This is a genomic window from Pseudoalteromonas sp. MelDa3 (assembly GCF_002863625.1).
Lineage (GTDB): Bacteria > Pseudomonadota > Gammaproteobacteria > Enterobacterales > Alteromonadaceae > Pseudoalteromonas > Pseudoalteromonas arctica.
The window spans coordinates 1-15,377 of the sequence record NZ_PJBR01000100.1; the positions used below are offsets into that span (position 1 = coordinate 1).

A 15,377-nucleotide genomic window follows, 5' to 3' on the forward strand; every position below is an offset into this window, starting at 1 on the left:
CTTTTTATGCTTTAAAGTTTTTTATGAAAGGTAGTGAGGTAACTATGCTTTATCGAGCGCTTGGCTTACATCGGCAATTATGTCTGCAATGTTTTCAATACCAACCGACAAACGAATTAAATCGCGGCTTACGCCCGCATTAGCAAGCTCTTCATCATTTAATTGGCGGTGTGTGGTTGACGCAGGATGACACGCAAGCGACTTGGCATCGCCAATATTAACTAAGCGTAAAATCATGTTTAGCGCATCAATAAAACGAGTACCTGCTTCTAGGCCGCCAGCAATACCAAAACTTAAAATACCGGATGCTTTACCACTGGTAATTTTTTGACTCATTTCGTTATACGGGCTTGATTTAAGCCCTGCGTAATTAACCCAAAGCACTTTTGGATGATTTTCTAAATACTCAGCTAACTGCTGTGCATTTTCGCAGTGGCGATCCATTCTTAAGCCTAAGGTTTCAAGGCCGATTAAAATGTCAGATGCGTTTTTAGGGGCAAGCGCTGCGCCAGTATTTCTAAGTGGCACTACTCTGCAGCGACCAATAAATGCAGCTTCAGCAAAGGCTTCGGTATAAACCACATTGTGATACGACGGATCGGGCTCGTTCATCATTGCAAAACGCGTGGCATTCGCTTTCCAATCAAATTTACCTGAGTCGACAATCATGCCGCCAATAGCAGTACCGTGCCCGTTTATATACTTTGTAAGTGAGTGAACCACTATATCGGCGCCCAGCTCAAATGGGCGGCATAAATACGGCGTAGCCACGGTATTATCAACAATAAGCGGCACACCTTTGCTATGTGCAATACGTGCTAAACGTTCAATATCAACAATATTACCTGCAGGATTACCAATAGATTCACAAAAAACAGCACGGGTGTTGTCGTCAATTGCATTCTCGAACGCGGTAAAGTCATCGGCTTTAATCATGCGCGCTTCAATACCTTGCCTAGGTAAGGTATGTGCAAATAAGTTATACGTGCCACCATATACTTGGCTGGTGCTTACAATATTAGTACCGACTTCACACAAACATTGAATAGCATACGTAATAGCGGCCATCCCAGAGGCAACAGCTAGCCCACCAATACCCCCTTCCATTGCAGCGATACGTTGTTCAAGTACGGCATTAGTTGGGTTCATTATGCGGGTGTAAATATTTCCAGGTACTTTTAAATCGAATAAATCAGCGCCATGCTGCGTATTATCAAATGTATAAGAAGAAGTGTGATAGATAGGCACGGCTGCCGATTTGGTCGTAGGCTCAGATTCGTAACCGTGGTGCAGTGCTAATGACTCTAATTTCATAATTATTTCCTTCAATTAATTTACCACTAACCTAGCACTTCTTGGTTATAAAATGCACATGAAATATATTAAAGGGTGTTGAGGTGAGGTTATTAAAGTTAAAGGCAGATGAGAGTGATAACCGGTCATTCAGATTGGCTAAGTATCGTCTTTAATTGATCGGTTAAACTGCTCTTTGCGCATATATTAATGAAAATGGGCACTGCGCGCATATTTGTTCATTTAACTTAACTTAAAATTTTTAGAATACTTAGTGATAGTAATACCTTAGGTTATTTGTTAAAAGTAGATAGATGAGCGTTAAGTCGGCAGAAATATGCGCGATGAGCGCACTAGTTAAATTCATGAATTATCGCAAAAGGAATTAACATGCTAGAAGAGCAAAATCCTATGACAGGATTTAGAACATTGGAGCAGGCGTTTTCACAAGGTTTCAGAATGAAACGTGTCCCGTTTACTGATGACATATTCATAGAGAAAGATATAGCGTTAGGTGCAGAAAGGTATACGTATGCATGCTTAAAAAAATTGAAAGTACAACAAATTGTCGTCCTTAATGGAAATCAGCCACTAAATGATCTTCCGTGTTTTTGTTTGTTTTACGGAACACTTGAAGAATTAAGAGGAAAAGGGCTAACTGTTTCTTTTATTGAAAAGATACTTGAGCAATTTAAAAAAGATTTACATAAACGCTACGGGAAAGAGTATTACATCGAAGCATTAATTGAGACTGACAACGAAGCTTCTTTAGCAATTGCAGCTAAATTATTTGGCGAACCTTCCCACGATGGTGTTGATGAGCGGTCAGGAGTACCAACACGAGTCTGGCAATATAAAGTAACTAGATAATGTCATTGTCTAGCCAGCTATATACCAAGTAAAGGCAGTCAGACGGCCTCGTCGCACGGTGTTTTGGATGTTACCAATGGCAACAATTGGCACTGAGGCGAACCTCGGCAAAGAGCAATAAGCAGTCACTCAGGTAAGTTGTCATTAACTTAGTAAGAATAAAAGGAAACTTTTTTTTACATGTTTATATAAGCCGCAGGAAGAGTAATATTTATAATTGGCAATAGTTTACGCTATTTGCTATTAATATAAGTTCATAAAATAAGGACGTTTTCGCGCTAAAATAGGGCAAGTGTGCTCTGATAAAGTTGTTATAAGCAATCGGTAGAATGGAGATTAAATGAAGCTTGATGGAATAATTCCTTTATACAAAAGTATGAAGACTCAAAACATCGATCGTTATCGCTTTGACTATAAAGCAGGTAAAGCAACATTCGATGTGTTCTTTTTTATTGATAGTTCGCCATACTTATTACTGTTTGGGGTAAAAGCAGAAAATTTTAGTTTTGAGTTAGAGGTACTGAATGGCTTCGTTATAGAAACCAAAATTGATAATGATACATACAAAAGACTATGTAAGGTTCTTGGTTTGGAATTTGATCCTAACCGACCGTTTAGCACATGGAATTTCTTTAAAGAGTTTAATTCAAAAATTCCACTTAAAGCTAACACTTCAAGCGCAGTAAAATCTCAAGATATTGCTCCTTACCAGTCGGTCGCAGAAGAGGCTGATAAGATTTATTTTATTGGGTGGAGAGATAATTCAAAATGGGGTACTCAAGTTCAAGATAGTAATCTTGAAAAAACAAGAAAACTTTTGGGTGAAAAGGCGTATCTCCGTTGCAAACAAAAAAATATAAGTAGTTGTTGGTCGGACAAAAAAGATTCCGAAATTAAGGTTACGTTACCATAGTCGTAAATTGCTTATAACAAGCACTTCAAGTCGGAACAAAGCAGTTGGCTTAAGTGGGCGTTAGCCTTATACCCTACATGGAGTTCATTGTGACGTCAGTTTTCAAATACACACAATATAGACCTGAATTCTTTGATAATTTCTATTTAAAATTATCTCGATTTGGTGAATTCAATGACCCATTTGAAATGGTTATGGGCAATTATCTAAGTTCTGTTGATAAGGAAGAGCATGATTTAATAATGTCGCTCTCTAGTACATTATCTGATGGGGCTGCATATTACGATATGGCTTGGGACGCCCTAGCTGGTGTCAGGGCAAGTGTTGGAGTGTTATGTTTTGCTTCAGATGAGAGTAATCTTTTGATGTGGGCTCACTACGCTAACAATCATGAAGGTATATGTATAGAGCTTGATAAGAATGCTGAGTTTTTTACCGGGAAATATAAAAATGCTACCGAGCTTTTAGGAAAAAAACTGGATGATCACTACCAAAACATAGGCGAATTACGAAAAGTTAAATATACACTTGAGCGTCCAACTTACATTGAGCCAAGCGAACTTGAATACGATACTGAGTCATGGTTTGTTAAATCCCTAGAGTGGGAATACGAGCAAGAGCATCGCTTATTATTGCCTATTAGTTTAGCTACGACTCCACCGAAGTCAGGTATGTACTTCTATGCTCTAGAACCGCAAATGATAAAATCAATAATATTAGGCTGCCAAATGCCTGTGGCTACAAAAAAAGAGGTTTATGAAAAGTGTAGTAACCTTGGCATAAAAGTTCGTGAAGCATATATTCATTCTCATCAATTTAAACTTGATATTGTTGATTACAATGAACAAAATCAAAGTAGTTTCGTAAATATGTACAACTTAAATAGAATATCTCGCTGATAACGAAGGCTAACAAGCGACTAAGGTTTCGATTATCCGATCATGGCACTTACCAGTCATATATAAGCGAATCAAACACCTACAAAAAAGGCGCTTCCTTTACGGTAAGCGCCCTTCTCTAATCTCACTAATTACTTATTTTACGATTGTCATTTCGTCTAACAAGTTTTGTGCATTATCTACTTTATCCATTACCCATAGCATGTAGCGCGAATCAACGTGGATTGAGCGATTAAGCTCAGGGTTGTAATCCCAGTCACCAATAATACTTTCGTAAACACCGTCGAACAGTAAGCCTACAAGCTCTGCTTTGCCGTTAAGTGTTGGCGAACCTGAGTTACCACCGGTAGTGTCTACATTTGATAAAAAGTTAACAGGTACTGTATTCATACCGCCCGTGTAATCACCGTAAAGCTTGGCTTTAATTTGCTCTTGTAACTTTTTAGGTGCATTAAATGGGTCAACATCGGTATTTTTAGCTAGTAATCCTTCAAGCGATGTAAAGGGTGTTGCTACCAAGCCATCTTGAGGTGAGTAGCCGCCTACGGTGCCATAGGTTACACGGAGTGTGCTGTTGGCATCGGCGTATACAGGTTTGTTTTTAGCTTTGTTAAACGCAATGATTGCGCTCATTAGCTCTGGGCGAGCGGCTTGTAATTTACCTGCAAGTGCTTTTGATTTATCTTCCTGTGCTTTCATTACTTTAAATATTGCTTTAGCGTACTGCACAAATGGGTCTTGGCTTTGATTTAGCTGGCTAAACGATTGCTCAAATAATGAATTGCGAACAGTGGCATTATCGAGTCTTGACTGCTCATACATGCTATCAAGTAACGCGCTTTGGGTTGCTTTATCAAACCCATTTTGTACTTTAAATACGTTATCAACGTCGCTAAAACGCTCTTCTTTTGGAAGTGCTGCATACAGCTCTAAAAAGTGCAGTAAAATAGCTTTGTCTACTTTGCTATCATAACGGCGCGTCATGCGCTCAAGCCCTGCTTTAATGCGCGGTAGGTCACGTTCTTGATAACCAGATTCACGTTCGCTATTTGGCTTTTGTTTTTCGTAAGCTAAGCGGTATAAACGTCGTGCTGTGCTGATCATTTGTGAGCGGTGCACATAACCTAACATACGGTCGCGTTCACTGTGCTCTTGTGATTGCGCAATTAGCTCAGATAGCTCACCTAATACGCTTCCGTATTGTTCTTTACGCTCACCATCACTATTGATCCATTGTGTTAACTCTTGCTCAAACTGTTTTTTGCGCTCAAGCATAGTGCCTTTTTTGAAGCTTTCGATCATCGAACCATAGTTTTTAATATAGTTGTTATAACCTGCAATGGTGCTTTCGTAAGCAATACGCGCTTTACTGCCGTCTTCTGAGTTTTCTTCAATAAGCGACACGTATTTTGAGTTATGAACGCGTGCTTTAGGGTAGCTGTCGTTAAATACGTTATCTACCTCTGTTGCTATACGGTAGCGGTTAGTACGCCCTGGGTAGCCTGTAACCATTACAAAGTCGCCTTCTTGCACGCCTTTGGCACTTACTTTTAGGTAAGAGTCAGGTACGTAAGGTACGTTGTCTTCGCTGTACTCTGCAGGTTTTCCATCTTTGCCTACATAAGCGCGGTAAAAACCAAAGTCGCCTGTGTGGCGCGGCCACATCCAGTTATCTATATCGCCGCCGTATTTACCTACGCCCATTGCCGGTGCATAAGTTAAGCGTACGTCTTTAATTTCAAGTGACTTAATTAGGTAAAATTCTAAACCACCATGAAACGAATACACATTACAACGATAGCTTTCGTCGGCTTCACATTGGGCTACTAGCGCTTTTTCATTTTTTTCGAGTGCGTCGTAGCGTGCTTTTGCTAATAGCTCGTTAGTACCTTTAATTACTTCATCTGTTACGTTGGTAACCGTTTTTGTTACATATACGCGTGAGCCCGGCGCTGCAGGTAAATCTTCTGTAGGACTTTTAGCTAAAAAGCCATTTTCTAAAATGTTGTTTTCAGGTGTTGAGTTGTATTGTACCGAGCCATAAACACAGTGATGGTTTGACACAACTAAACCTTTAGGCGATACAAACGATGCTGTACAACCACCTAGGCTAATTACCGCATTCATTGGGAATTCGGTTAATTTAGAAATAGATTCAACATCAATTTCAAGCCCCTTGGCTTTTAAAATTGATTCTAATTCTGGAAGTTGGTGTGGTTGCCACATGCCTTCGTCGGCTAAGGCACTACTTGAAAGTGATAAAGAAAATGTGGCTACTAATGTAGCTACAAGAGGTTTTAAACGCATTATAGAATCCTTTTTATTTGTTTCTATAACAAGTTACTCGTCAGTAGCTAATGAGGTCAATAGCCGTGCAATGATTTGTTACAATCGAGTGTTTAATCTTACTTTTTATCAAAATTCATCGAAAAATCAAGAAACTGTTTTGCTGGTATTGGTTTACTAAAATAGAAGCCTTGCATAAAATCACAACCCAATTCGTTCAATAAAGTATGCTGCTCTTTTGTTTCTACACCTTCGGCTACCACTGTCAGTCCTAAGCTGTGCGACATGGCAATAATTGCCTTTACGAGATTACGGTCTTCATTGTTTAATACAATACCGTCAATAAAACTTCTATCTATTTTGAGTACATTAAAAGGGTATTCTCTCAAATAACTTAATGATGAATAACCTGTACCAAAGTCATCCATTGATAAGTTAATGCCTAATGCAGTAATTTCAGTCAGTATATCAACAACATTAGTGTGGCAACTCATCAATACACCTTCAGTTATTTCAAGCTCTAAACTTTCGGGGTTTACGTTTGCTTCACTCAATGAGTTTTGAATAAAACTGAGCAGCCCTACGTCTCTAAATTGGCGAGGAGATAAGTTAACAGCCATTGTATATTTTTGTTGGCGTTTACAGGTACTTTGCCATGTGTTTAAAAAGTGTAAAGCTTGGCTAATGACAAACTTGCCAATAGGTACAATTAATCCTGTATTTTCGGCAATAGGTATAAACTCATCGGGTGTTACGTTACCTAATACAGGGTTATGCCAACGTAATAACGCTTCTGCACCAATGATGTGTTTATTTTTGGCGTCAAATTGGGGCTGGTAGAATAGCTCGAATTCATTGCGTTCAAGGGCGTTACGCATCTGCTCTTCTATTACTAGTCGGCGCTGAATAATTACGTTCATTTTTTTAGTAAAAAATGAATAAGTATTACGACCATATGATTTTGCTTGATACATTGCTGTATCGGCATTTCGTAGTAAATCAGCGACTGTAGTGCCATTTTCAGGATATATGGCTACACCAATACTCGCTGTAAGTATGTGCTCCCGGCCTTCAATTTTAAAAGGAGCTCTAAAGTTATTGAGCAGCTTTTCAGTAATTTTTAGCGCTGCATGGTGATCAGTTATACCTCGTAGTAATACGATAAACTCATCTCCACCGAGTCGCCCTACCGTGTCGTCTTTTCGAAGTGCCTCTTGCAGCCTTTGCGCTGATTCAATTAAAAGTTTGTCTCCTGTTTCATGGCCTAAAGAGTCGTTTATTTTTTTAAAATCATCTAAATCCAAAAACAGTACTGCCGCTTTTTCGTTATTTCTTTGTGCTTCAATAAGTAATTGCGACAAACGATCAAGTGCTAAAAAACGATTTGGGAGTAAAGTTAGACTATCGTAATACGCTTGATGTCTAATTATTTCATCTGATTTATGCTGTTCTGTAATATCTCGAATAATAACCATTAACTGGTTATGTTCTGTTATTTTATTTATTCTTGCTTCAAAAAAAACGAGCCCATGGGGCAAAGCTAGCTCGTATTTAAAGTTCATCATCTGCTCTTTTTCTAATACAAGGCTGATATAATTTTCAAATTTTTTGGCTACTTCCTCAGGTAATACATCTCCCATCTTTTTACCAATAAACTGCTTTGGCTTGGTATAAAGATCGGTTTCATTGCTCGCATGATACTCTAGGATAGTTCCATCATTTTCCATCAAGAAAAATAAATCAGGGATTGCCCCAAAAATGGTTTTTAGCATATCCTCATTAAATGAAGCCTCTGCTTGTGCTTTTTTCACATCCGACAAATCGATATCAATACAGTACATTTGTTTTGTATTATATTGATTTGTAAACATAACATGGCTGGAAAAAACCGATACGTTGTTTCCATCCTTGTCTTGTAAGATAATTTCAGATGCTGGAATTTCTATATCTTTTTTTACCCAATCACTGTGCGCGTCAATAACAAATTCACACATTGGCTCTGGAATTATAAGATCTTCTATTTTTTTCCCTATGGCTTCTTCTTTGGTATAGCCATAAAGTCGCTCACTGCCTTCATTCCAATAAATAACACGACGTTCATTGTCATAACCTTGAACAGAAATAACATTTACTGCATCAAATAACTGATGCAAATAGTCGTTAATTACAAATTGATGGGTTAAGTTTGAAGTCGGGTTATCTGATTTCATTTTGAGGCTATATCCATAATAATTTTATTTAATAATAGAGAAATACTAAATAATAATTAAATTTAACTTTAATGTTAAATTTCCATATACATTTTATACGTCATTATGCAAAACAAAAAAAGAGCCGAAGCTCTTTTTTTAATGGTAGTTATTTATATTTAAACACTATAAAAACTGAGTTTAATTTTTTGTCACATCATTTGGATGTTCCACGCCAATCCATGCTTTGAATAGTGCTTTTTGCTCAGACGTTGCCTCTTTATCAGCAACTACTTTTTTAGGCTTATCAAACTCTTCTGATAATACTAATGTTAAGCTTTCAAGAGCATCGCGACGAAGATAGTCAATAGTTACTTTATCGCCTTTTTTAAACGTTTCTAAGCTGGTTTTTAAATCTTTACCTACGTGATGTTTGTTTATAGCGACAATTTTATCATCGGTAGTTAAGCCTGCTTTCCACGCACTACCATCACGACGAACGTAACTTAGCGTAAGTAACTCGCCCGTGTTTTTAGCAGTAGCGTCAATACTTGCAAGCGCTTTTGCTTTTTCAGGGCGCTCAAATTTCAAGCCTACTTTAGTAAGTAAGTCGTCAAAGTTGATACTTGCAGGTGACTCTACATTGTCTTGCCACCAGCTAGAGTAATCACGCCCGGTTAAATCTTTTAAAATATTAAGCACATCTACGTCTGTAAAGCCTGCTGGTATTTTATGATTGTCATAAAGTGCTTTGTGAACATCGCGATAGCTTATTTTACCTTGGCTTTTTTCTAGCAAGTCGATATCTAAAGCAAGTGAAATTAACGAACCTTCTGAATAAATATTGGTGCTGTAGTTACGTGCATGATCGCCACCTTGGTTAATCCATTTATCAAAGCTTGTTTCGCTTGCGCTTTGCACTTCACGGCCCGGTGTTTGTAAATGACGATTAATGGTTTTACTCATCACTTTAAAAAATTCATCTGTGGTTTCAATACCAGAGCGAACCATTAAATGATCTTCAAAATAACTTGTTGAACCCTCTGCAATCCAAAGCAGTTTAGAGTAATTCATATTAGTGTAATCGTACGGCACTAAACCTTGAGGGCGGTATGCTTTAACATTCCATGTATGAACAAACTCATGCGCAGCGGTGCTAATAAAGGCTAGGTAATCTTCGCGGCTACCAAATCTATCGCGTGGACGTTGAATAATTGTTGAGTTTAAATGCTCTGTTGCACCACCAGCACCCGACGTAGCGTGTACCATAAATACATAACGTTCATATGGATAGCCATCCCAAATTACATTACCAGTAGCAACTAATTTTTTAAGATCGGTAAGCATTTGCTCTACATCGTAGTTACCATCGCCCCATATAACTAAATCGTATTCACGGCCATCTACTTCAAATGTGTGTAGTTGGTTAATACCCGTTTCGATTGGTGAATCAACAAGTACGTCGTAATCTGCTGCTTTAAATGAATTTTTGCCTTTTAAATTATCCATACCCGATACAGAGCGCCACTTTTTAGGTACCTCTAAATTAACGGTTACTGGCTCTTGGCGGAATGATTCACTAAACATAAAAAAGCCTGATGCATCTATAAATGCATGGCTGTCGTCAATGTGGCGAGCGCGCTTACCAAGCTCATTTGCATACACCTGGTAGTCAACATTAACTTCTGTTGGCTCATTAAGGTGAACACGCCATGTACTATGGTCAATTTTTTCCCATTTTAACTCTTTGCCATCTTCATCTTTAGCTTTGAAATAACGAACACCATTGGCAAGGTTTAGCATTTCATAGCGACCCGTTCGCCATGCAGGAAGTTTTATATCAAGATGTGCTTGCGCTGTTTTTGGAAACTCAACACTTACATCGCCTAAATGATGTTGTGGTTGTGAGATTTCTAAAGAATAATTTACATCGGCAAATACAGGTGCTGAACATGCAGCTAAAATAGATAGGGCTAATAACTTTTTCATAGAGACTCTTAGTGGAAACTTAATTGCCTGCAAGACTAGCAAGCCCCTATTTAAAAGTGAATTAAATACGACAAATTGCCCCGTATACGAGTTTATACGTAGTAGCTTATTAAAATTTCTAAGTTTTTTACTAGATAACTACACATAATAAAAATTTGTTGTAAACTGAAGATAATAAAATTAATTTGATGGCGGTACGCTTAGGTGTCTGAAAGATCTAATCCAACAGATAAAAAACTCAAACAAGCAATTGATGCTCGTATGGCTATTGAGAGTGCACGCAAACATCAAGTGGATATTTTGTGCGACTTTGCAGCTAAACTTTCGCTAAGCTGTAAAGGGCTTGATATTGAGTTAGATAATCGCCTTGCTAAATTTAGAAGTGTACTCAATAAAGGTATGAGCTTTGAAGACCTCTCTCCCCTTGTTAGTGAAACTTTGATATTACTTAAAAATCAAGAATCGATTCAGCAAGCTCAGCAACGTGATTTATTCAACAGTGTACAAAATGCAGGTAAACAGTTACAAAAAACTAAAGGTTTACCAGACGATACTCGCAGAGCCCTGAGAAATTTACTCGATCAAGAGATTAATAACGTTCAATCAACCCATGGTTATATTCCGCTACTTGATCAACTTATTCTCTTTTATCATGAAGCATTGCTAACTAAGCAAGACCCTCAAGCCGATAATCAGGGCCCTGTAAAACAGGCTCGTGCAAAAAAACTACTTGAGCTAGCTAACGAACTTATACTTGAAGAAGAAGCTACACTACAAATTAATAGTATAAAAAATAATATTACAGAAAGTGACACAATCGACGCATTACTCGATGTCGCGATAAAGATAATTGAAGTCGTAGTAAAAAACATTAGCAAAGAGCGCAAATCTGCACAAAGCTTTTTAGTTTCATTAAATCAAACCCTCGAAGATCTACATAATTCTATTGTCTCTACTAGTAGACACTCAGAATCGATGAGTATTGAGTTTGATTCGTTGAATAAAAGCATTGAACTAAAAATTAAAAACCTCAACGAACAAACACAAAAAGCAACGTCAATCTCATCTTTAAAAGAACTCGTAGATAACGAATTAAAATCACTAAGCGAAGATTTTCTAGCAAAAGAAAAGTTAGAACGAAAAGATAGAGAAATGCTTAGCACTAGCTTTAGTGAAATAAACAAACGAATTGTTACTTTAGAAGATAAGTTAACAACGTATAAAAAACGCTTAAACGAACAGCGCTTTAAAAGTTTACTTGATGGGCTTACAAAACTGCCTAACCGAGCTGCATTTGATGAACGTTACAATCACGAAATGCATTTGTTTAATGTGCAGCCATCAGATGTTACGCTTGCGGTTATTGATGTTGACCACTTTAAATCTATCAATGATAGATTTGGCCACACCGCAGGTGACATTACCTTACAGGTTATATCAAAAGCGTTGCAAAAATCGGTAAGAAAGTCCGATTTTATAGCGCGTTACGGCGGTGAAGAATTTGTATTGTTAATGCCAGGTGTATCGCTAGAAAACGCAACATTACCTCTGGATAAAGTAAGAAAGGTAATTAAAAATATACCTTTTAAATTTAGAGAAAAACAAATTGAGATCACTATCTCGGTAGGTGCAACTCAGTTTAAAAAAGGCGATACTCTGTTAAAGGCATTTGATAGAGCAGATGATGCTCTTTACGAGGCCAAAAACTCAGGACGAGATAGACTTTGTACCAGTAAATAATGTCATAGCCATTATAGATTTTATGACAAGTAGTTTTTTACGATTTAGCAGTAAGGAGAACGTCTATGTTAATACAGTTAAACCCAACTGGGGTTTTAGATTTACTGTCGCAATTAGAAGTTGATTTATTAGAGCAATCTTCTGCTAGTGAGCGTTATAAGTTATTTAGAAACTGCGTACTAGCAGTGCTTAATGTAGGTAGCCATACCGACGAAAGTAGCGATATATACGACAAATACAAAGATTTTGATATTCGTTTAGTAAGCCGCGAACGAGGTATTAAAATTGAGCTTGAAAACCCACCCGAAACCGCATTTGTTGATGGCGAAATAATTACCGGAATTCACGAGCATATATTTTCTGTTATTCGCGATATTTTGTTTATTTGTCAAAAATACGAAAAAGATTTAAAAGAGCAAAAAGCCATTACTCATATGGTGTTCGATATGCTCAGAAATGCAGGTGCTTTGCGTGTTAATAGCGAACCAAGTATGGTTGTTTGCTGGGGCGGACACTCAATAAACGAAGTTGAATATAAATACACAAAACAAGTAGGTTACGAACTGGGCTTACGTGGATTAAATATTTGTACTGGTTGTGGCCCTGGTGCCATGAAAGGCCCAATGAAAGGTGCCACTATTGGCCATGCAAAACAGCGCAATACCAATAACCGTTACTTAGGCCTAACAGAGCCAAGCATTATTGCTGCAGAGCCACCAAACCCTATTGTTAACGAATTAGTTATTTTACCTGACATTGAAAAGCGCCTTGAAGCTTTTATAAGAACAGCTCACGCTATTATCATTTTTCCTGGAGGCGCAGGTACTGCTGAAGAATTGCTATATTTATTAGGGATATTACTTCATCCAGATAACACCAAACAATGTTTGCCTGTTATTTTAACTGGCCCTAAAGAAAGTGAAGCGTACTTTAAAGAGCTGTGTGAATTTGTTGAAATGACGCTTGGTAAAGAAGCATTAGATAAGTTTGAAGTTATTATTGATAATCCTGAGTTAGTTGGGCAAAAGCTAAGATCGGCTATGGCCAATGTTCGTGATTACCGTAAAAGTGAAGGCGATGCCTACTACTTTAACTGGACGTTAAAAATCGATAACGATTTTCAACAACCTTTTGCACCAACACACGAAAATATGGCAAGTCTTGATTTACATCTTGATCAACCAAAGCAGTTATTAGCGGCTAATTTACGCAGAGCTTTTTCAGGTATTGTAGCTGGAAATGTAAAAGACGAAGGCGTTAAAGCCATTAAGCAAAACGGTCCATACATTTTAAGTGGCGAGCCTGCCCTTATGGAAAATATGGATACGTTATTACAAGCATTTGTTGATCAAGGCCGTATGAAACTCCCTGGCAGCAAATACATTCCGTGTTACAAAATAAAAGCATGAGTTTTATAGTTTGAAACCCCATTTACTTCTTATTGATGCGCTTAATTTAATTAGGCGCATTTACGCCGTTGACGCTAATCAAAAACATCACAGTGATGAGCAAATGATACAAACGTGCTGTGCACGTGTAGCTCATGCGTGTAAAAAGCTTTTAGATACAAGTAATGCAACCCATGCGATTGCGGTATTTGATGGTGACAAAAGCTGGCGTTATCATTTTTATAAAGACTACAAACACTCCCGTGCCCCAATGCCTCAAGTGCTAAAAGATGCCTTAGAGCACTTTAAAACCGCAATAGAAGAAACCGGTATTGTTGTATTTGAGCCTATTAACGATGAAGCCGATGACATTATTGCAACGCTTGCGTTTAAGGCATCAAATAATCAAATAGCTAATACTGTTGTCTCTACTGATAAAGGCTTTTTACCCTATATAGGCCCCTACATTACAGTTTATGATTATTTTAAAAAACTCTATTTAGATGAGACAAGTATAAAAGAGCGTTTTGGTGTTGAGCAAAATAAGCTCGTTGATTTTTGGGCTTTGGCTGGTGATAAAACAAATGATATTCCGGGAGTAAAAGGAATAGGCACTAAGTCTGCGCAGCAAATAGTTAATAACTATAATTCAATTGAGCATGCGGCCGAAGATGAGTCTCTAAGCCCGAGTATTAAAGCAAAGTTAGCCGCTAATATGGATATGTACGTAATCTCAAAGCACTTGGTTAGTTTACGCACCGATATAAATTTAGGCTTTAGTTTAAAGCAGTTAAGGCTTAATTAATCGCAAGTTAATAGCCTCTAAACATTACAAAACGTATACTATTTATTAGTTACCGGAGTTAGAGTAAACCATATTGAAAAAATTTATCCGATATTTAATCTTAGGTTTAGGGCTATATGCATTGATAGCAGCGTTGGTGATCACCTTTTATAAAGACGATCCTCAGGCTATGATTTGGCAAGACCGAGAGGCTTTCAATAAACGTTATATCGAAAAACTATCACTTGAGCAGCCAACAACACTAAATACTGTGCTTGATTATTTAGGCAGCCCCGACCTTACTTATGCCAAACGAGATGGTGAACAGGTATTTCAGATTGTTTTTTACCGTACACAGCATAAAACATCTGACGGTATAACCACTATGGATGAATGTACTGGGTTATTATTTAAAAATGGGCAGCTATTTTTATGGGGTCCTAGTGCATATAATAAATATCAAGAACAAAATTAGGTGAAGGTTTAATGGATGAAGCTGTTTCAACTACTTTAGAGCAGCTGCTTAATAATACGCAGCTGTTTTTAAGCTATTATAACAATAAACAAAAATGGACAGCCTTATACCCCATGGCAAGTAAGCTAGCTGAGCAATATAGAGTGCTCTATAGCGAACAGCCATTCGCATTACAAGCTCGTTTAACACTTTATAATCCTAATTATTCTTATGCCACCAACTTAGTTGTTAGTCAGAGTGTAATAACCGCTGCACTTTGTAAATCTCAACACTATAACAATGCCCTAAGCGAGCTATACATAGCGGCTTCACTCATTGAGCATTTATGTGTTGGAGCGCAATTAAACAAGCTCTGTGAGCAAACACCTTTTCAAGACTCCGATAAAAACATATGGAAAATGCGTCATCAGTTAGCTGCAAAAGTAATGTTATCCAGTGGCGATTCTGCCAAACCCGTTACGCAATTATTAGCTAAGTTAAGTAAATATAAACAAGCATTGGTAAGTGCTCCTAAAATAATGCTTTACGATGGGGGCATAACACTAATTGCT

At 37.8% G+C, this 15,377-nt stretch carries 11 protein-coding genes and 1 pseudogene; 8 read left to right on the forward strand and 4 right to left on the reverse strand.

The features are described from left to right. Window positions 1-42: 42 nt before the first annotated feature. Entirely contained in the window at window positions 43-1,314 is a 1,272-nt protein-coding gene (locus CXF89_RS15960; RefSeq protein ID WP_101162859.1) for an O-acetylhomoserine aminocarboxypropyltransferase/cysteine synthase family protein, read from the reverse strand. A 369-nt stretch (window positions 1,315-1,683) separates the two neighbouring features. On the opposite strand from CXF89_RS15960, the gene CXF89_RS15965 reads away from it, so the two are divergent. From CXF89_RS15965 to CXF89_RS15975, 3 genes are all read left to right on the forward strand, one after another. Further along, window positions 1,684-2,163: a hypothetical protein gene (locus tag CXF89_RS15965; RefSeq protein WP_121955154.1), complete on the forward strand. Its 480-nt coding sequence runs from the start codon at window positions 1,684-1,686 to the stop codon at window positions 2,161-2,163. A gap of 340 nt (window positions 2,164-2,503) precedes the next feature. Next, window positions 2,504-3,076 carry a DUF6037 family protein gene (locus CXF89_RS15970; RefSeq protein ID WP_121955155.1) on the forward strand — a complete coding sequence of 191 codons (573 nt, stop codon included), beginning with the start codon at window positions 2,504-2,506 and terminating at the stop codon, window positions 3,074-3,076. 89 nt (window positions 3,077-3,165) lie between these two features. Further along, window positions 3,166-3,975, forward strand: a complete 810-nt coding sequence (locus CXF89_RS15975) for a DUF2971 domain-containing protein (protein ID WP_180961415.1) — start codon at window positions 3,166-3,168, stop codon at window positions 3,973-3,975. Between the two features lie 135 nt (window positions 3,976-4,110). Here the strand turns inward: CXF89_RS15975 and CXF89_RS15980 are convergent, their stop codons facing one another. From CXF89_RS15980 to CXF89_RS15990, 3 genes are all read right to left on the reverse strand, one after another. Beyond that, the gene (locus CXF89_RS15980; RefSeq protein ID WP_121955157.1) at window positions 4,111-6,282 is read right to left on the reverse strand and encodes a S46 family peptidase; all 2,172 of its coding nucleotides are present in this window, start codon (window positions 6,280-6,282) and stop codon (window positions 4,111-4,113) included. A gap of 98 nt (window positions 6,283-6,380) precedes the next feature. After that, on the reverse strand, window positions 6,381-8,471 hold the full coding sequence (locus tag CXF89_RS15985; RefSeq protein ID WP_121955158.1) for a bifunctional diguanylate cyclase/phosphodiesterase: 2,091 nt from the start codon (window positions 8,469-8,471) through the stop codon (window positions 6,381-6,383). 180 nt (window positions 8,472-8,651) lie between these two features. Then, window positions 8,652-10,439, reverse strand: a complete 1,788-nt coding sequence (locus CXF89_RS15990) for a M61 family metallopeptidase (protein ID WP_121955159.1) — start codon at window positions 10,437-10,439, stop codon at window positions 8,652-8,654. A 204-nt stretch (window positions 10,440-10,643) separates the two neighbouring features. Here CXF89_RS15990 and CXF89_RS15995 point away from each other — a divergent pair, with 204 nt between their 5' ends. The 5 genes and pseudogenes from CXF89_RS15995 to CXF89_RS16015 all read left to right on the forward strand — a co-directional run. Further along, window positions 10,644-12,179: a GGDEF domain-containing protein gene (locus tag CXF89_RS15995; protein ID WP_121955160.1), complete on the forward strand. Its 1,536-nt coding sequence runs from the start codon at window positions 10,644-10,646 to the stop codon at window positions 12,177-12,179. Window positions 12,180-12,244: 65 nt separating this feature from the next. Beyond that, complete coding sequence (gene ppnN / locus CXF89_RS16000; protein WP_007580678.1) at window positions 12,245-13,588, forward strand: nucleotide 5'-monophosphate nucleosidase PpnN; 1,344 nt, start codon at window positions 12,245-12,247, stop codon at window positions 13,586-13,588. Window positions 13,589-13,598: 10 nt separating this feature from the next. After that, window positions 13,599-14,372, forward strand: a complete 774-nt coding sequence (xni, locus tag CXF89_RS16005; RefSeq protein ID WP_024609155.1) for a flap endonuclease Xni — start codon at window positions 13,599-13,601, stop codon at window positions 14,370-14,372. Window positions 14,373-14,442: 70 nt separating this feature from the next. Next, window positions 14,443-14,826: a DUF3192 domain-containing protein gene (locus tag CXF89_RS16010; protein ID WP_024591078.1), complete on the forward strand. Its 384-nt coding sequence runs from the start codon at window positions 14,443-14,445 to the stop codon at window positions 14,824-14,826. Between the two features lie 11 nt (window positions 14,827-14,837). Beyond that, window positions 14,838-15,377, forward strand: a pseudogene (locus CXF89_RS16015) (hypothetical protein); the annotation flags it as partial.

Excerpts from the sequence above, each read along its gene's own strand:
- CXF89_RS15965 (WP_121955154.1), top strand. The coding sequence starts at position 1,684 with ATGCTAGAAGAGCAAAATCCTATGACAGGATTTAGAACATTGGAGCAG.
- CXF89_RS15960 (WP_101162859.1), bottom strand. The coding sequence starts at position 1,314 with ATGAAATTAGAGTCATTAGCACTGCACCACGGTTACGAATCTGAGCCT.
- CXF89_RS15990 (WP_121955159.1), bottom strand. The coding sequence starts at position 10,439 with ATGAAAAAGTTATTAGCCCTATCTATTTTAGCTGCATGTTCAGCACCT.
- CXF89_RS15970 (WP_121955155.1), top strand. The coding sequence starts at position 2,504 with ATGAAGCTTGATGGAATAATTCCTTTATACAAAAGTATGAAGACTCAA.
- CXF89_RS15985 (WP_121955158.1), bottom strand. The coding sequence starts at position 8,471 with ATGAAATCAGATAACCCGACTTCAAACTTAACCCATCAATTTGTAATT.
- CXF89_RS15980 (WP_121955157.1), bottom strand. The coding sequence starts at position 6,282 with ATGCGTTTAAAACCTCTTGTAGCTACATTAGTAGCCACATTTTCTTTA.
- ppnN (WP_007580678.1), top strand. The coding sequence starts at position 12,245 with ATGTTAATACAGTTAAACCCAACTGGGGTTTTAGATTTACTGTCGCAA.